The 18,728-nt window shown below is 54.9% G+C and carries 13 protein-coding genes; 6 read left to right on the top strand and 7 right to left on the bottom strand.

The window, feature by feature from the left end; translation table 11 throughout:
• Positions 1-18: 18 nt before the first annotated feature.
• Together rapZ and npr are read left to right on the top strand one after the other, a co-directional pair.
• The gene (gene rapZ, locus OGV80_RS15960; RefSeq protein WP_286515296.1) at positions 19-873 is read left to right on the top strand and encodes an RNase adapter RapZ; all 855 of its coding nucleotides are present in this window, start codon (positions 19-21) and stop codon (positions 871-873) included.
• Positions 870-1,142 carry a PTS phosphocarrier protein NPr gene (npr, locus tag OGV80_RS15955; protein ID WP_003828770.1) on the top strand — a complete coding sequence of 91 codons (273 nt, stop codon included), beginning with the start codon at positions 870-872 and terminating at the stop codon, positions 1,140-1,142. Before rapZ ends, npr begins: the two co-directional genes overlap by 4 nt.
• A 66-nt stretch (positions 1,143-1,208) precedes the next feature.
• On the opposite strand, the gene mtgA is transcribed toward npr, so the two are convergent.
• The 4 genes from mtgA to mnmL all read right to left on the bottom strand — a co-directional run bounded on the left by mtgA (position 1,209) and on the right by mnmL (position 6,278).
• Positions 1,209-1,928, bottom strand: coding sequence for a monofunctional biosynthetic peptidoglycan transglycosylase (gene mtgA / locus OGV80_RS15950; protein ID WP_047408325.1), 720 nt, complete (start codon positions 1,926-1,928; stop codon positions 1,209-1,211).
• Entirely contained in the window at positions 1,925-2,578 is a 654-nt protein-coding gene (gene elbB, locus OGV80_RS15945) for an isoprenoid biosynthesis glyoxalase ElbB (protein ID WP_200001384.1), read from the bottom strand. The genes mtgA and elbB overlap by 4 nt, the downstream gene beginning before the upstream one ends.
• Before the next feature lie 230 nt (positions 2,579-2,808).
• Positions 2,809-5,145, bottom strand: coding sequence for an aerobic respiration two-component sensor histidine kinase ArcB (gene arcB / locus OGV80_RS15940; protein WP_043017804.1), 2,337 nt, complete (start codon positions 5,143-5,145; stop codon positions 2,809-2,811).
• 203 nt (positions 5,146-5,348) lie between these two features.
• Positions 5,349-6,278, bottom strand: coding sequence for a tRNA modification radical SAM protein MnmL/YtqA (mnmL, locus tag OGV80_RS15935; protein WP_100194892.1), 930 nt, complete (start codon positions 6,276-6,278; stop codon positions 5,349-5,351).
• 684 nt (positions 6,279-6,962) lie between these two features.
• Here mnmL and gltB point away from each other — a divergent pair.
• The 4 genes from gltB to OGV80_RS15915 all read left to right on the top strand — a co-directional run bounded on the left by gltB (position 6,963) and on the right by OGV80_RS15915 (position 15,646).
• On the top strand, positions 6,963-11,423 hold the full coding sequence (gltB, locus tag OGV80_RS15930) for a glutamate synthase large subunit (protein WP_123915741.1): 4,461 nt from the start codon (positions 6,963-6,965) through the stop codon (positions 11,421-11,423).
• A gap of 12 nt (positions 11,424-11,435) precedes the next feature.
• Entirely contained in the window at positions 11,436-12,854 is a 1,419-nt protein-coding gene (locus OGV80_RS15925) for a glutamate synthase small subunit (RefSeq protein ID WP_003828781.1), read from the top strand.
• Between the two features lie 271 nt (positions 12,855-13,125).
• Positions 13,126-14,376: a cytosine permease gene (gene codB / locus OGV80_RS15920; protein WP_043017806.1), complete on the top strand. Its 1,251-nt coding sequence runs from the start codon at positions 13,126-13,128 to the stop codon at positions 14,374-14,376.
• Positions 14,366-15,646, top strand: coding sequence for a cytosine deaminase (locus OGV80_RS15915; protein WP_075145572.1), 1,281 nt, complete (start codon positions 14,366-14,368; stop codon positions 15,644-15,646). The genes codB and OGV80_RS15915 overlap by 11 nt, the downstream gene beginning before the upstream one ends.
• A 58-nt stretch (positions 15,647-15,704) precedes the next feature.
• Here OGV80_RS15915 and nanQ read toward each other — a convergent pair whose 3' ends face one another.
• From nanQ to OGV80_RS15900, 3 genes are all read right to left on the bottom strand, one after another.
• Positions 15,705-16,172 carry an N-acetylneuraminate anomerase gene (nanQ, locus tag OGV80_RS15910; protein WP_087052967.1) on the bottom strand — a complete coding sequence of 156 codons (468 nt, stop codon included), beginning with the start codon at positions 16,170-16,172 and terminating at the stop codon, positions 15,705-15,707.
• Between the two features lie 2 nt (positions 16,173-16,174).
• Positions 16,175-17,044 carry an N-acetylmannosamine kinase gene (gene nanK / locus OGV80_RS15905; RefSeq protein ID WP_047408313.1) on the bottom strand — a complete coding sequence of 290 codons (870 nt, stop codon included), beginning with the start codon at positions 17,042-17,044 and terminating at the stop codon, positions 16,175-16,177.
• 105 nt (positions 17,045-17,149) lie between these two features.
• A complete protein-coding gene (locus OGV80_RS15900) occupies positions 17,150-18,640 on the bottom strand; it encodes an MFS transporter (protein WP_043017810.1) in 1,491 nt (496 codons plus the stop codon).
• Between the last annotated feature and the right edge of the window lie 88 nt (positions 18,641-18,728).

The raw sequence follows: 18,728 nt of genomic DNA, 5'->3' as shown, positions 1-18,728 counted from the left end.
TGTGAGGAGAAACAGTACATGGTACTGATGATCGTCAGCGGTCGTTCGGGGTCATGTAAATCTGTCGCCCTGCGTGCGCTGGAAGATATGGGTTTTTACTGCGTGGATAACCTTCCCGTAGTGCTGTTGCCCGATCTGGCTCGTACTCTGGCCGATCGCCAGATTTCTGCGGCCGTCAGCATTGATGTGCGCAACATGCCTGAGTCCCCGGAAATTTTCGAGCAGGCGATGAACAACCTGCCTGAAGGCTTCTCACCGCAGTTGCTGTTCCTTGACGCCGATCGCAACACCCTGATTCGCCGCTACAGCGACACCCGTCGCCTGCATCCGCTTTCCAGCAAGAACTTATCTCTGGAAAGTGCTATCGATAAGGAAAGCGATTTGCTGGAGCCCCTGCGCTCTCGCGCTGACCTGATCGTTGATACCTCCGAAATGTCCGTGCACGAACTGGCGGAAATGTTACGTACCCGACTGCTGGGCAAGCGTGAACGCGAATTGACGATGGTATTCGAATCCTTTGGTTTCAAACACGGTATCCCGATTGACGCGGATTACGTCTTTGACGTGCGCTTCCTGCCTAACCCGCACTGGGATCCGAAGCTGCGCCCGATGACCGGTCTTGACCGCCCCGTCGCAGCCTTCCTCGACAGGCACACAGAAGTACACAATTTTATCTACCAGACTCGCAGCTATCTTGAGCTATGGTTACCCATGCTGGAGACCAACAACCGCAGCTACCTCACCGTAGCCATCGGCTGTACCGGCGGGAAGCACCGTTCGGTGTATATTGCAGAGCAGCTGGCTGACTACTTCCGCTCACGCGGTAAAAACGTGCAGTCACGCCATCGCACGCTGGAAAAACGTAAATCATGACCGTGAAGCAAACCGTTGAAATCACGAATAAGCTGGGTATGCATGCCCGCCCAGCCATGAAACTGTTTGAATTGATGCAGGGCTTCGAAGCAGAAGTGTTGCTGCGTAATGATGAAGGAACGGAAGCCGAGGCCAACAGCGTTATCGCTCTGCTGATGCTGGACTCCGCCAAAGGGCGTCAGATAGAAGTTGAAGCCACGGGTCCACAGGAAGTTGAAGCCCTGGCAGCGGTAATTGCCCTGTTTAACTCAGGCTTTGACGAAGATTAATCGAGTACACAGAACGTAGCCAGTAGGCCGGATAAGGCGTTTACGCCGCATCCGGCAATAACTCAGCTAATACAGCTTATGTTCCCGCATAAACGACTCACCGCCTAACTGGCGCATTTGTCGCATAATCCACGCCTGACGGCTACGTACATAACCAGAAGGCGCATTCGCCTTAAAACGCATAGGATTGGGTAACACCGCCGCCAGCAAGGCCGCTTCAGACAAACTCAGCCGGCTGGCTGGCTTATGGAAATAGTGCTGCGCAGCGGCCTCCACGCCAAAAATTCCATCGCCAAACTCCGCAACGTTCAGATAGACGGTCAGAATACGTTTCTTGCTCCAGACAGTTTCCATACCCAGCGTTAGCCCGGCTTCAAGGCCCTTACGCACCCAGCTACGTCCATCCCACAGAAAGAGGTTTTTCGCCGTCTGTTGCGATAACGTCGACGCCCCGCGAATACGGTTCTCATTACGTTCGTTGTGCGCCAGCGCTTTCTCTATGGCGGAGACATCAAATCCCCAGTGCTCGGGAAACTTCTGGTCCTCTGCGGCAATCACCGCCAGCCCCATCCACACAGAGATCTCATCCATGCTCACCCAGTCCGAGTGCGCCACATAACCGAAATCACCAGACAGCCATGCACCCAGTTGCCGCTCGACCATTACCGCCGAGAACGGCACCGGCATCACGCTGAAAAGTGCGATGCCCCCGCCCCAGAATACAGCGAGGACAACGACCGTCCGCAGAAAGATACGCCGCAGAAAAGCGGTAACGCCTTTTCTCATTCAGCCAGCACCAGTACACGCGATACCAGTTTATCGATACCACTCGCAGCCTGAGCGATATCCTGCGCCAGCATATAGGCAGGCGTAGTGACAATTTTGTTGTCTTCATCGACGACAATGTCATCAACCGGACAAGGCACATGCTCAGCGCCCATCTCTTCCAGCACCTCTGCCGTATCGATATCAGTACCGATGGTCAGACGCAGCGGAAAGTCAAAAATTTTAGGTAACATGGCGGGCGCAATGCACATAAATCCCAGTGGCTTACCCGCCTGATGCATAGCCAGCGCCAGCGCAGCTAAATCACTGTCAACCCGGCATTCACTGCCCTGACTGGCAAAATTGCTCAGATTTTTAGCCGCGCCAAACCCGCCAGGCACTATCAACGCGTCCAGTTCCGTTGAGACTGCCTGAGCCAGCGGGCGAATCTCGCCGCGTGTAATACGTGCGGCTTCAATCAGCACATTACGCGTTTCCGGCATCGGCTCGCCGGTCAGATGATTAATCACATCCGCTTGTTGTTTATCCGGTGCGAAACAGACAGCCTGAGCGCCGTTGCGGGCAATGGCCAGAAGTGTGAGAACCGTTTCATGGATCTCTGCGCCGTCATACACGCCGCATCCGCTGAGCACTACACCCACTTTTTTCATCGCGATACTCCTTTTCTAAGCTGGCTGAAACATATTAGTTATTATGATTTAAATGCTACGCTTCACACATTTAACTGATTCATGTAACAAATTATTTAAGATTTGCTATCTTAACTGCGTGCGGCCTGAAAATTAGGGCTGCGCCCTTGTAAATAATGATAATAATTTACGGCGCAGCCACGATTTCCCTGGTGTTGGCGCAGTATTCGCGCACCCCGGTTAAGCCGGGGTCATTTTTTTTCCACGCTCGCCACCCAGGCCTTCAATACCGCCACATCGTGCTGCCACTCCTGCTTCATCTCTTCAATCCATTCAGCAACATTATCTTCCCAGGCAGGAAGATCCGGCGACTGGATCTGCTGGCCTAACTGTTGCAGGTGGCGCAGCCCAACAGAACCTGCCGCGCCTTTAATTTTATGGCCTTCCTCAACAACGCCTTTTTTGTCCCGAGCGGTCAGATTTGACTCCAGCACGCTCAAATATCCCGGCATCATCTTCTCAAACACCGCCAGCCCGTCGGTAATTAACTTCGGTCCCACCAGCTCGAGGTATTGTTCCAACATAGGAATATCTAACAGCGCTTGCGATTTACTGCTCTCTTCAGATGTCACAGTGCTCTCCTCTTTGTTTCGGGTATCCCAGTATTTTTTAATCATGGCGGTTAACGCTGGAACCGACAGCGGCTTACTCAGCACGTCGTCCATTCCCGCGTCCAGATACTCTTTTTTATCTTTCAGGACGTTGGCGGTAAGCGCAACCAGCGGCGGCAGGTCCTCACGGGCATATTTTTGCGTCAGCTCGCGCGAGATATCCAGGCCGGTCATATCCGGTAGCTGAATATCCAGCAGCACCAGGTCATATTCGCCCGGCGTGAACATTTCCAGCGCGGCTTTCCCGGTCATGGCGACATCCACGCTGTTGCCCAGTTTTTCCAGCACTGAACGTGCGACAATAACGTTCAGTTCAATGTCTTCCACCAGCAGCACATTCAGGGCGGGCAGCGGCATGTCATCGTCTTCAAAAGCGTCTTCAATCTCTTCCGCTACCGCAGGCGCATGCACGGTCAGCGTAAAGATGGAACCTTTGCCAGCCTGGCTTGAGACCGTAATATCACCGCCCATGTTTTTCGCCAGACGCTTCGATACGGCCAGTCCAATCCCGGTTCCCGTTGCCGGTTTGCCGCCGTTGCTGTCCTTAACCTGATAATACATGGCGAAGATTTTATCCTGCTCATCCTGCGGAATGCCGATCCCGGAATCTTCAACCTCGAAATGCAGCATGTTCCCCTGGTCATAGCGCGCGCGCACGGTCACCTGCCCCTGCTGGGTAAACTTCACGGCATTGCTGATCAGATTCCACAGAATCTGTCGCAAACGCGTGCCGTCGGTAATGACCTTATGCGGCAGCGGCAGCGTTGGTTCAAGCACAAAACGCAGCCCCTTTTGCTGCGCCTGCAGGCCAGAGAGGTTTTCCAGATCCGCCATAAAACTGGTGAAATCAACAGGCTGGTTATCGAGCTGGACTTTACGTCGCTCCATCTTATCCATATCGATAATATCGTTGAAAATATTCCCCAGCGTCACGGCAGAGACGTGGATAGTTTTCAGGTATTTTTCCTGCTCAGCGGTCAGGTCCGTATCCAACAAGATCCGGCTTAAGCCGACAATACCGTTAAGCGGGGTGCGCAGCTCGTGACTGATAGTTGAAATGAAGGTGGTCTTATCGCGGCTGGCGCGCTCAAGCGCGTCCTGATAACGCTTACGCTCGGTAATATCACGCCCAAAGCCCATCAGGCCATGTCGCTTACCTACGCGGTCATAGTAAGGCACCTTGCGAATTTCAAAGCAGGCTTTGCGTCCGTCCGGGTAGTCCAGCCACTGTTCGTAGGTGAGCGAAACGTTATGACGGAATACCTTCTCGTCGGTTTCAATAACCTTTTCAGCCGCCTCAGGGGAGTAAACATCAGCAGGTTTTAAATTCACCAATTGCTTTTCGCTTTTGCCGGTCAGCAGTTCCATGGCGCGGTTACAGCCGGAAAATTCTTTATCTTCATTACGATAAAAAACCAGATCCGGCGAGGCATCGAGGAAAGAGCGTAAGAAGGAAGACTGTTGCTCAAGCTGGATCTGCGCTTCCTCACGCTCTTTAATTTCGACCTTCAGCTGCTCGAACGTTTCCTGGCGCTCCGCTTCGGCTTTTTCGCGCTCAACAATTTCCTGATTGAGCTGGGCAATATTGTCTTTCAACTGCACATTGAGCTTGAGATCGCGCTCGCGCATCTCTTCCAGCTTTTGTACCAGTCGTGACAGGCGCTGCCGGGACTCTTCCAGTTGCTCCACCACCACTGACAGGAAATAGACGGCCCAGGGAGTAATTAACAGACCAAAAAAGATAGAACGGATAACATCAATGCTTTCTACCTGGCCGTGCAGCACCATGGTGACAGCCATCTGCACCACAATTGCCAACACGACCAGAGCCAGCGCCAATAGCAGCGAAAAGCGCACCAGACCCAACTTCATCATCAGGTCGACGTAATATTGCGCCAGCATACGGATTTGCTTCATAGAGAGTTCCTTCACGACAACTTGGCACAATAATACTCAATTCTCGGCGTGACGTTGAAGATTGTGCAAGAAATGCGGAGGTTATCGGTGAAATGACCGGGGAGTGGTTCATCGTAGGCCTGATAAGCGAAGCGCCATCAGGCAAGCAGACGCAGATTGCCTGATGCCGGATTTGCCTTATCCGGCGTCCGACCTACAGAAGATTAGCTCTCCGGCTGTACCCACGGCGTACCCAGCGCCGAGCCTTGCACGCCATGCTCGTTAAGGTATTTGTCCAGTTCGACCATCCCGGTCCAACGGTTTTCGCACCAGAGCGGCGCCAACAGCGTTGGGCGGCGCGCGCTGGCAGAAATGCGATGATAAATCACCTCTGGCGGCGTATGGCGGATCATCTCCCCGGCGGTAACCGTATAGTCGTCCAGCTCAATTCCGTTCAGTCGCCCGGCCTCCCAGGCTTTCGCCATCGTACTGCCTTTCACAATATGCAGCGGATGCAGCTTAATACCGTCAACGCCCGTCTCCACCACACGCTCCATGGTTTGCAGACATTCCGCCTGCCCCTCTCCCGGCAGACCAACAATCAAGTGTGAGCAGACCTTCAGCCCGCGCTCGCGCGCCAGCCGCGTGGTGTTCTGGTAGCAAGCGAAATCATGGCCGCGGTTAATGCGGTGCAGGGTTTTGTCATGCGCAGTTTGCAGACCGAGCTCCAGCCAAACCTCATAGCCGAGGTCTTTATACTCGCAAAGCAGGTCGAGTACCGCATCCGGCACGCAGTCGGGACGTGTGCCAACGCATAACCCGACAATGTTGGCCTGGCTGATCGCCTGTTGATACATCGAACGCAGCACCTGCACTTCAGCAAAGGTGCTGGTATAGGCCTGGAAATAGGCCAAATAGCGTTTCGCGCGATTGACCAGATGTGCCTGATGCTCAAGCTGCTCAGCAATGGAATGGTGCTGCTGCGCTTCATCAGCAAATGAGGCCACATTACAGAAAGTGCATCCGCCGCGACCGATGGTGCCATCACGATTTGGACAGCTAAAACCGCCGTGTAGCGTGAGTTTATGAACCTTTTGCCCATAACGGCGAGAAAGATCCCCACCAAACATATTGACTAATTTCTGTAACTGCATAATCTGGTAGACCGCGCCTTGAAAAGAGGCCAAAGCCTGCCATTTTTTACCCCAGTCGGCGATGACCTGGATCAATCGCCCTGGCGAGCCTTTATTTATTGCATAACAAATCAAAATAATCGGAATTTCATTCACTCGAAATATAATTACTTTTCCTTATATCCGGCAGTTTTTTTTATCTTCTTATACTCTCAGCGTAAAAACAGTATCTTTAAGACGCCAAAACTTTAAAAACCAGCATAAAATGCCAAGCATCTCGATAAACAAAGGCAGGACGAGAGATATCCGGCCTTTCTGACAGTGAGACAGATCACACTTCCCAGGGCATTCCCCTCAGGTTAAATCAATGTAAAAAACCCTTTTATTTCAATAAATTCATAAATTTAATTACCCCATAGCACATTTTTGCATAAATAAGATTGCCATTTGACCTGTGTGTGGATTCCCGATAACTTGGAAATCCGCTGGAAGCTTTCTGGATGAGCAGTCTGCTCATCATATTTATGCAGTAATTGAGATTCCCTCTGAAGCAAGTCCTCAAACTTGTTTGACCTGTGCGAAAAGGATAAAGAGGGCGAATGCGAGGTAAGCGTATGACACGCAAACCCCGTCGCCATGCTCTTGGTGTGCCCGTGCGCAACGGTCCAGATGGGAATCCCGCAGAGCCTGGGGAGGTTCACTGATATGTTGTACGATAAATCCCTTGAGAGGGATAACTGTGGTTTCGGCCTGATCGCCCACATAGAAGGCGAACCTAGCCACAAGGTAGTGCGTACCGCCATACACGCACTGGCCCGTATGCAGCACCGTGGCGCAATTCTTGCCGATGGAAAAACCGGCGATGGTTGCGGCCTGCTGTTACAAAAACCGGACCGCTTTTTCCGCATCGTGGCGCAAGAGCGCGGCTGGCGTTTAGCCAAAAACTACGCCGTCGGCATGATCTTTTTAAATAAAGACGCTGAGCTGGCCGCGGCTTCTCGTCGCATTGTTGAAGAAGAATTACAGCAGGAGACCCTGTCGATTGTCGGCTGGCGCGACGTGCCGACCAACGAAGGTGTTCTCGGTGAAATTGCGCTCTCCTCCCTGCCTCGTATCGAGCAAATTTTTGTCAACGCCCCTGCGGGCTGGCGCCCGCGTGATATGGAACGCCGCCTGTTCATCGCGCGCCGTCGTATTGAAAAACGTCTCCAGGAAGATAAAGACTTTTACGTCTGTAGCTTGTCGAACCTGGTCAATATCTATAAAGGTCTGTGTATGCCGGCGGATCTGCCGCGCTTTTACCTGGACCTCGCGGACCTGCGTCTGGAATCGGCCATCTGCCTGTTCCACCAGCGTTTCTCCACTAACACCGTACCACGTTGGCCGCTGGCGCAGCCGTTCCGCTACCTGGCGCACAACGGTGAAATCAACACCATCACCGGCAACCGCCAGTGGGCACGCGCACGTACCTATAAATTCCAGACGCCTTTGATCCCGGATCTGCACGACGCTGCGCCGTTCGTTAACGAAACCGGCTCCGACTCAAGTTCAATGGATAACATGCTGGAACTGCTGCTGGCAGGCGGGATGGACATCATCCGTGCCATGCGCTTACTGGTGCCGCCGGCCTGGCAGAACAACCCGGATATGGATCCGGAGCTGCGCGCATTCTTTGACTTTAACTCCATGCACATGGAGCCGTGGGACGGCCCGGCTGGCATCGTCATGTCCGACGGTCGCTTTGCCGCCTGTAACCTCGACCGAAACGGCCTGCGTCCGGCGCGCTACGTCATCACCAAAGACAAGCTGATTACCTGCGCTTCTGAAGTTGGGATCTGGGATTATCAACCGGATGAAGTGGTTGAGAAAGGCCGTGTCGGGCCTGGCGAGCTGATGGTTATCGATACCCGCAGCGGGCGCATTCTGCACTCTGCCGAAACCGATGACGATTTGAAAAGTCGTCATCCGTACAAAGAGTGGATGGAGAAGAACGTCCGTCGTCTGGTGCCGTTCGAAGATCTGGCTGACGATCAGGTCGGCAGCCGTGAACTGGACGATGACACCCTCGCCAGCTACCAAAAACAGTTTAACTACAGCGCCGAAGAGCTGGATTCCGTAATCCGCGTGCTCGGCGAAAATGGTCAGGAAGCGGTCGGTTCAATGGGTGATGATACCCCGTTTGCCGTGCTCTCCAGCCAGCCGCGCATCATTTATGACTACTTCCGCCAGCAGTTCGCGCAGGTGACTAACCCGCCGATCGACCCGCTGCGTGAAGCGCACGTTATGTCGCTGGCCACCAGCATCGGTCGTGAGATGAATGTCTTCTGCGAAGCCGAAGGCCAGGCACACCGCCTGAGCTTTAAATCGCCGATCCTGCTGTACTCCGATTTCACCCAACTGACGACCATGAAAGAGGAGCATTATCGCGCCGATCGACTGGATATTACCTTCGACGTGACCGAAACCACGCTCGAAGAGACCGTCAAAGCCCTGTGTGATAAAGCCGAACAGATGGTGCGTAACGGCACCGTACTGCTGGTGCTCTCTGACCGTAACATCGCCAAAAACCGCCTGCCGGTTCCGGCGCCGATGGCCGTAGGCGCAGTGCAAACGCGTCTGGTTGAACAAAGCCTGCGTTGCGATGCCAACATCATCGTTGAAACCGCCAGTGCCCGTGACCCGCACCATTTTGCTGTCCTGCTCGGCTTTGGCGCGACGGCCATTTATCCGTATCTCGCGTATGAAACGCTGGGACGGTTGATCGACACTCAGGCGATTGCCAAAGATTACCGGACTGTGATGCTGAACTACCGTAACGGCATCAACAAAGGTCTGTACAAAATCATGTCCAAGATGGGCATCTCGACCATCGCCTCTTACCGCTGCTCGAAGCTGTTTGAAGCCGTTGGTCTGCATGATGATGTCGTTGCGCTGTGTTTCCAGGGCGTGGTCAGCCGCATCAGCGGCGCAGGGTTTACCGACTTCCAGCAGGATCTGCTGAATCTTTCCAAACATGCATGGCTGGCGCGTAAACCCATCAGCCAGGGCGGTTTGCTGAAATACGTCCACGGGGGCGAATACCACGCCTACAACCCGGACGTGGTACGCACGCTGCAACAGGCGGTACAAAGCGGTGAATACAGTGACTATCAGGAATATGCCCGGCTGGTCAATGAGCGTCCAGCGGCCACGCTGCGCGACCTGCTGGCGATTACGCCTGGCGATGAAGCCGTAAGCATTAACGAAGTCGAACCTGCAACCGAACTGTTTAAACGCTTTGATACCGCAGCCATGTCCATCGGCGCATTAAGCCCGGAAGCACACGAAGCGCTGGCCGAAGCTATGAACAGCATCGGCGGTAACTCGAACTCCGGTGAAGGCGGCGAAGACCCGGCGCGCTACGGCACTAACAAGGTGTCGCGGATTAAGCAGGTTGCTTCTGGTCGCTTTGGCGTAACCCCGGCGTATCTGGTCAACGCCGATGTTATTCAGATTAAAGTCGCTCAGGGCGCGAAGCCTGGCGAAGGCGGTCAGTTACCAGGTGATAAAGTCACCCCGTACATCGCCAAACTGCGCTATTCGGTGCCGGGGGTGACGCTGATCTCCCCGCCGCCGCACCACGATATCTACTCTATCGAGGACTTAGCGCAGCTGATTTTCGACCTCAAACAGGTCAACCCGAAAGCGATGATCTCGGTCAAGCTGGTTTCCGAACCGGGCGTTGGCACCATCGCCACTGGCGTGGCGAAAGCCTATGCGGACCTTATCACCATTGCTGGCTACGACGGCGGCACCGGCGCAAGCCCGCTCTCCTCCGTGAAATATGCGGGCTGCCCGTGGGAACTGGGTCTGGTGGAAACCCAGCAGGCGCTGGTGGCTAACGGCCTGCGTCACAAGATTCGTCTGCAGGTCGATGGCGGTCTGAAAACCGGCGTCGATATCATTAAAGCGGCGATTCTGGGTGCGGAAAGCTTTGGTTTCGGCACCGGTCCGATGGTGGCGTTGGGCTGTAAATACCTGCGTATTTGCCACCTGAACAACTGTGCAACCGGCGTGGCGACTCAGGACGACAAACTGCGTAAGAACCACTATCACGGCCTGCCGTTCAAAGTGACCAACTACTTTGAATTTATCGCCCGCGAAGTGCGCGAGCTGATGGCCGAGCTGGGCGTGAAACGTCTGGTGGATCTTATTGGTCGTACCGACCTGCTCAAAGAGCTGGAAGGATTTACCGCCAAACAGCAGAAGCTGGAGCTGTATCGTCTGCTGGAAACCGCTGAACCACATCCGGGTAAAGCGCTGCATTGCACCGAGAACAACCCGCCGTTTGATAACGGCGTACTGAACGCCCAACTGTTACAGCAGGCGAAACCGTATGTCGACGAGCGCCAGAGCAAAACCTTCTGGTTCGATATCCGCAACACCGACCGTTCAGTCGGCGCGTCACTGTCGGGCTATATCGCTCAAACGCATGGCGATCAGGGGCTGGCATCTGACCCGATCAAAGCGCACTTCAGCGGTACCGCAGGCCAGAGCTTCGGCGTGTGGAACGCAGGCGGCGTGGAGCTGTATCTGACCGGCGATGCCAACGACTATGTCGGTAAAGGCATGGCGGGCGGCCTGCTGGCAGTGCGTCCTCCGGTTGGCTCCGCTTTCCGTAGCCATGAGGCGAGTATCATTGGTAACACCTGTCTGTACGGCGCCACCGGTGGCCGCCTGTTTGCCGCGGGTCGTGCGGGTGAGCGCTTTGCAGTACGTAACTCCGGGGCTATCACCGTGGTTGAAGGTATTGGCGACAACGGCTGCGAATATATGACCGGCGGCATCGTCTGTATTCTCGGCAAAACGGGCGTCAACTTCGGGGCGGGTATGACGGGCGGATTCGCCTACGTGCTCGACGAAGACGGTGAATTCCGCAAACGCGTGAACCCGGAACTGGTAGAAGTGCTGAGCGTGGACTCGCTGGCTATTCACGAGGAACACCTGCGCGGTCTGATTACCGAGCACGTCCAGCATACCGGCTCTTCACACGGCGAAGAGATCCTGGCTAACTGGCCAGCATTCTCTGCGAAATTCGCGCTGGTAAAACCAAAATCCAGTGATGTGAAAGCACTGTTGGGTCACCGTAGTCGTAGCGCAGCAGAGCTGCGTGTGCAGGCGCAGTAAGGGGTAGCAGCAATGAGTCAGAACGTATACCAATTTATCGACCTGCAGCGTGTTGATCCGCCGAAGAAGCCGCTGAAGATCCGTAAGATCGAATTTATCGAGATCTACGAGCCGTTTTCTGAAGGTCAGGCCAAAGCACAGGCAGACCGTTGCCTGTCTTGCGGCAACCCGTACTGCGAGTGGAAATGCCCGGTGCATAACTACATCCCGAACTGGCTGAAGCTGGCAAATGAGGGACGTATCTTTGAAGCGGCAGAACTGTCGCACCAGACCAACACCCTGCCGGAAGTCTGTGGTCGTGTGTGCCCGCAGGACCGACTGTGCGAAGGATCCTGTACGCTGAACGATGAGTTCGGCGCAGTGACCATCGGCAACATCGAGCGCTATATCAACGATAAAGCGTTCGAAATGGGCTGGCGTCCGGATATGACCGGCGTGCGCCAGACTGACAAGCGCGTCGCGATCATCGGTGCGGGTCCGGCGGGTCTGGCCTGTGCCGACGTGCTGACCCGCAACGGCGTGAAGGCGGTGGTATTTGACCGTCACCCGGAAATCGGCGGCCTGCTGACCTTCGGTATCCCGGCCTTCAAGCTGGAAAAAGAGGTCATGACCCGTCGTCGTGAAATCTTCACCGACATGGGCATCGAGTTCAAACTGAATGTGGAAGTGGGCCGCGATGTGCAGCTCGACTCCCTGCTGAAGGATTACGACGCCGTGTTCCTTGGCGTAGGTACCTATCAGTCGATGCGTGGTGGGCTGGAAAACGAAGACGCTTCCGGCGTATTTGATGCCCTGCCGTTCCTGATCGCCAATACTAAACAGTTGATGGGCTTTGGCGAAAGCAGCGATGAGCCGTACATCAGCATGGAAGGCAAACGCGTCGTCGTTCTCGGCGGTGGCGATACCGCGATGGACTGCGTGCGGACCTCGGTTCGCCAGAACGCAGCACACGTCATCTGCGCCTATCGTCGTGACGAAGAAAACATGCCGGGTTCTAAGCGCGAAGTGAAAAACGCGCGCGAAGAAGGTGTAGAGTTCCAGTTCAACGTCCAGCCGTTAGGCGTGGAAGTGAATGCCAACGGTAAAGTATGCGGCGTGAAAATGGCGCGTACCGAAATGGGCGAACCGGATGCGAAGGGCCGTCGCCGCGCGGAGATCGTCGCCGGTTCCGAGCACGTTGTTCCGGCTGATGCGGTGCTACTGGCGTTCGGCTTCCGCCCGCACAGTATGGAGTGGCTGAAAGAGCACAGCGTCGAACTGGATTCTCAGGGTCGTATTATTGCGCCGGAACGCAGCGATAACGCCTTCCAGACCAGCAACCCGAAAATCTTCGCCGGTGGCGACATCGTGCGTGGTTCGGATCTGGTAGTTACCGCAATTGCCGAAGGTCGAAAAGCGGCGGACGGTATCCTGAACTACCTGGAAGTGTAATACTTCTGGCTCCCCTGCCACAGCCTGACGCTGATGGATGGGGAGCCAATATTTCTCCGCAAAATACATGCGGAATCATTCTTCGAAAACCGCTCGCAAACCATACTGGAAACTCAACTCGCACGCGGTGGTTCACTGACGACGGAGAAAAACCAGCGAACCATTAACCCCACGAATAATTATCAAGAAAATACCACACGTAAACGTTTGCTTTATTCTGAGAACTGTATATTATGCGGCGGATTTTTTGGGCAAAATTCATGGAGGCGTTGTGTCGCAGGACAACAATTATAGCCAGGGCCCCGTCCCTCTGGCGGCGCGGAAAGGCGTGATTCCACTAACGTTTGTCATGTTGGGGCTCACATTTTTTTCCGCCAGTATGTGGACCGGTGGCACACTCGGTACCGGTCTTTCTTATAATGATTTCTTCCTGGCAGTTCTCTTCGGTAATCTTCTCCTCGGTATTTACACTGCATTTCTCGGCTTTATCGGCGCAAAAACAGGTCTCTCAACCCACCTTCTGGCGCGTTACTCATTTGGTTTGAAAGGTTCATGGCTTCCTTCACTGCTGTTAGGCGGCACACAGGTGGGCTGGTTTGGCGTGGGTGTAGCCATGTTTGCTATCCCGGTCGGCAAAGCGACGGGGCTTGACGTCAATATCCTGATTGCGGTTTCCGGTCTGTTGATGACCCTGACCATCTTTTTTGGTATTTCGGCCCTGACCGTTTTATCTATCATCGCCGTACCTGCCATCGTCATTCTTGGCAGCTACTCCGTCTGGCTGGCGGTGAGCGATGTAGGCGGTTTAGATCATTTAAAAGCGATAGTGCCGCAGACGCCGCTTAATTTCTCCACCGCGCTGGCACTGGTGGTCGGCTCGTTTGTCAGCGCTGGGACGTTAACTGCCGACTTTGTTCGCTTTGGCCGCAACGCCAAAGGCGCGGTGCTGATTGCCATGGTGGCGTTTTTCCTTGGCAATTCGCTGATGTTTATTTTCGGCGCAGCGGGTGCCGCCGCTGTTGGACAGGCAGATATCTCTGACGTGATGATTGCCCAGGGACTGCTGCTGCCCGCAATTGTGGTGCTTGGCCTGAATATCTGGACCACCAACGACAATGCGCTATACGCCTCAGGCCTTGGATTTGCCAATATTACCGGCCTTTCCAGCCGTACGCTGTCAGTGGCTAACGGAATTATCGGCACACTGTGCGCGCTGTGGCTTTACAATAACTTTGTCGGCTGGCTGACATTTCTGTCGGCAGCAATTCCCCCAATTGGCGGGGTGATTATCGCCGACTATCTGCTGAACCATCGCCGGTATGCCGACTTCAGCAAAGCGCAATTTATTTCCGTAAACTGGATAGCTATCCTGTCCGTTGCACTGGGCATTGCCGCCGGCCACTATATCCCCGGCATCGTGCCCGTCAACGCCGTACTCGGCGGCGTATTCAGCTATATCCTGCTGAATCCCCTTTTCAATCGCAGCCTTGTTAAATCACCAGAGGTCAGCCATGCAGAATAATAACATCACCATTCGTCAGGCGCGTTTACAGGGACGCGAAGGATTGTGGCAGCTCACGATTGAAGACGGGCGCTTCAGCCGGATTGAGCCTCAGGACGCAGCTACGTTGCCACAGGGTGAAATTCTTGATGCCGAAGGTGGTCTGGCAATTCCCCCGTTTGTTGAGCCACATATCCATCTCGACACCACGCAAACCGCGGGGGAGCCGAGCTGGAACCAGTCTGGTACATTGTTTGAAGGCATTGAGCGCTGGGCCGAACGTAAGGCAATGCTCACTCACGAAGACGTCAAAGCGCGCGCCATGCAGACCCTGAAGTGGCAAATGGCCAACGGCATTCAGTATGTCCGTACTCACGTTGACGTTTCCGACCCTACGTTGACGGCGCTAAAAGCCATGCTGGAGGTGAAGCAAGAAGTCGCTCCGTGGGTAGAACTGCAGATTGTGGCGTTCCCGCAAGAGGGTATTCTTTCTTACCCCAACGGTGAGGCGTTATTAGAGGAAGCCGTGCGTCTGGGTGCCGATGTCATTGGCGCGATCCCCCACTTCGAATTCACGCGTGAATATGGCGTGGAGTCGCTGCACAAAATTTTCGCCCTCGCGCAAAAATACGACAGGCTTATCGACGTGCACTGCGACGAAATTGACGATGAGCAATCACGCTTTGTTGAAACCGTCGCGGCGCTGGCGCATCGCTACAATATGGGCGAACGCGTGACCGCCAGCCATACCACGGCAATGCACTCCTATAACGGCGCGTATGCTTCCCGTCTTTTCCGCCTGTTGAAAATGTCCGGCATTAACTTTGTCGCCAATCCACTGGTGAATATTCACCTGCAAGGGCGCTTTGACACATATCCTAAACGCCGCGGCGTAACGCGCGTCAAAGAGATGCTGGAGGCGGAGATCAACGTCTGCTTCGGTCATGATGACGTCTTCGACCCGTGGTATCCGCTGGGTACCGCGAATATGCTGCAGGTGCTGCATATGGGGTTACACGTGTGCCAGTTGATGGGGTACGGGCAGATTAACGATGGGCTGAACCTGGTCACCACCCACAGCGCGAAAACCCTGCACCTGCAGGACTACGGTCTGAACGTGGGGAATTCCGCGAATCTGGTGATTTTACCGGCAGAGAATGGATTTGATGCAGTTCGTCGCCAGACGCCTGCCCGTTATTCCATTCGTCACGGGCGAGTCATTGCCGAGACTGTGCCAGCTCGGACTACGCTGCATCTGACCCAGCCAGAAGCGGTGACGTTTAAACGCTAGGTCGTTATATTCCATGTCGGATGGCGCAAGCCTTGCCATCCGACACGGTCTCTCATCGTCAGGCTTGTAATAAGCTGGCGCGCACCTTGATCACCACCTTTTTGATATCCATCGGGGCCTGCGCCACGCAACCCGGTTTATGCGGCTCGCCCGGCATAAAAATCACAAATCTTCCCGGCTTCAGTACCATAGCCTGCTCATCGGCAATCTGGCTGCACAGCTGATAATCATCCTCAACGTGCATCTCTTCGCACTGACGAGCAGAATCGGCCATCCCAAACAGAATACGTTCTTCGCCGGATAGCAGCACCTGAATGTCAATGTACTGCTGATGCAGCTCCGCTTTCTTGTGCTCTGGGTTCTGCGTTGCAAATTGCATGACATTCATAAAAATATTATCGCCCTGCAACTCGTAGCGCCCAGGCGTTTTCTCCTGCGGATTCGCCGCAACGGCAAGCGTTAATGCCTGCTGCAAGACCGGATGTAATCCTGCAGAAGGCAGTGAACGCAACTCATCTGACATCATAATCAATCTCCCAGGGCCAACAGCGCGGCCCCCAGTAATCCAGCGTCATGACGGTAATGCGCCGCCAGTAATTCCACGTGATAGGCCAAAGGCTCTTGTGCCAGATAATGTTCCACCAGCGCCAGATACCCTTCAGCCAGCCCAACGCTGCCGCCAATCACCACGATCTGGCAATCGGTCGTGGCCTTCACATCGGCGACAAGCCTTGCCAGGGTCCGCGCTGAACGATGGATCAACCGGCTTGCTTGCTCATCCCCCTGCCCGGCGCGGCTAAAAATGGTTTTGGCGTCGCATCCAGCAAGCGCGCCTTCGGCTGCCGCCGCTATTCCACGTCCGGAAGCGATCGCCTCAACGCAGCCCACACGCCCGCAGCCGCAAACAGGCCCATGCGGATCAGCCAGCGTATGTCCCAGATGCCCGGCCAGACCGCCGCTGCCGGTCAGCAGTTTTCCTTCGCTGACCACCCCACCGCCCACGCCGGTGGAAACGGTAATAAACACCATATCGCGGTACTCGCCGCCAAGCGCATGATACTCAGCCCATGCCGCTGCCTGGGCATCATTGACTGCCAGCGTCGGCAACGCGGTGAGATCTTTTAGCGTTTGTACCAACGGAAAATGCAGCAGCCCGCCGAGATTGTACGGATTCAGCGCCAGTAGAGAACCCTCGCGGATAATCCCCGTCGAAGCGATCGCCACCCGCGTTGCCTGCCCCTGTAACGGCGCAATCAGAGCATATAACGCGGCGCGCAGTGCATCCGGCGTTTTGCTGGCAGGCGTTGGCAATTCACGCCGCTCGCGGATTTGCAGATTACTGTCTATCAGCGCGGCAGCCAGTTTGGTGCCGCCGATATCAATCGCCAGCGTGGTCATGACACAACCTTCTGCATCGCGGTGATAATCTTTTTATCCTGTTGCTCAAATAACGACATCGTTCTTCCCTTACGTCATTGCCCGGTTTAGCGCCGGGCAACCCAATTAACTTTTGGATTTCACCATGGTGCTTTTGTCACCGCCGAACGGCACGGCCCCGCTAAACGGTCGACCATCAATGGCATCATGCGTACGCAACGCTTCAGGGCGCAGCCAGCGCTGTACGCGGGACGGCATATCTAGACCAATCAACAGGATCACCACAAATGTCAGACCGAAAGAGAGCGAGCCCAGCGCGGTACCGAGATCCAGACGTTGGGCAATCAGCGCGCCGATGATCGGCGCCAGTGCCCCGCCCAGTGCGCCCACGTTGTAGGTGAAGCCCAGGCCCGCCGCACGCTGGTCGGTATCGAAATAGCCACCGATCAGTTTTGGTAAGATCCCGGAGATCCCTTGACCAAGCATTTGCTGGAAAAACAACAATAAACCCAGTACCCAGACGTTTGAGCCGCCAATCGCGAACACTGGAATAATCAGCAGTTGCGAAGCCAGTAGACTGCAGACATAAGCTTTACGCGTGCCCAGCCAGTCACCGAGAAAACCACCGACGCAACAACCGACCGCCGCGCCAAAGCCGCTAAAGAAGAGCACTCTGGCAACCGTTGAGGGGTCATACATGAGTTCGGTTTTCAGATATGTAGGCAGCAGCGCCTGAATCGGCCACGAGTACAAGAAGGCGAATAGCACGACCACCATCAGCATGACGCCCGTCGGCCAGCGTTTCCCGCTGCTTTGCACCATAAAGCTAATGAAGATAAACGCGCAGATCAGTCCAAGAACCGCCACGATAGCCGCATTTTGCAGGTTGCCAGCAAAGCAGAACCACAGCGCGGTTGCGGCGGCGAGCGTCATCAGAATATTAATTACCCGATGCTCACCCCGGTAGAGAATGTCCACCATCGTGCGTACCGGCGCTTTGCCTTCGTGTTTCTCTTTCCAGTCTTCCGCTTCCGGTATATTTTTACGCAGCCAGAGGGCGAAGATAATGGGCAAAATGCCGATGAAGAACAGCGCGCGCCACCCCCAGATCGGGACCACCAGGCTGTAAACCTGGGCGGCGATAACTGCGCCAACAGAGAAGCCGGAAATCAGGAAGCCGCTGGCTTTGTTTCGCAGGTGTTTTGGCCAGCTTTCAATAACATAGGTTGCGCTGGAGCCGTACTCACCCGCCATTCCCATACCGATAACCAGGCGGGCGATAAACATGGTGGTGTAGCCCGGCGCGAAGCCGCAGGCCAGCGTCCCCACGGAGAACAGAATGATGCTGGTGACCATCGCCAGGCGGCGTCCGTAACGATCGCCCATGGCCCCCAGCATTAATCCGCCAAACCAACGGGAGATAAAGGCGGCCGAGATCAGGCTGGCAGCCTGCACCGTCGTCAGTCCGAATTCACCTTGTACTTCAGTTAGCACAAGGGCGATTAATACAAAATCAAAACCATCAAGTAAATATCCCAGCCAGGCGGCGGAAAATGCCCGCCATTGCGCCCGATTGAGATGGCGATACCACGGGATGCTCTGGGTAGAAGTACTCATTTTACTCTCCCGACGATTTTTGTTGTTGTGCCGGACGGCGGCTTTGCCCTATCCGGCCTAAAGTCGAAAAATCCAGGCCGGGCAAGCG

The organism is Citrobacter sp. Ce119 (assembly GCF_030334525.1).
Taxonomy (GTDB): domain Bacteria; phylum Pseudomonadota; class Gammaproteobacteria; order Enterobacterales; family Enterobacteriaceae; genus Citrobacter; species Citrobacter europaeus.
This window is presented reverse-complemented; position numbering and strand designations above follow the sequence as displayed.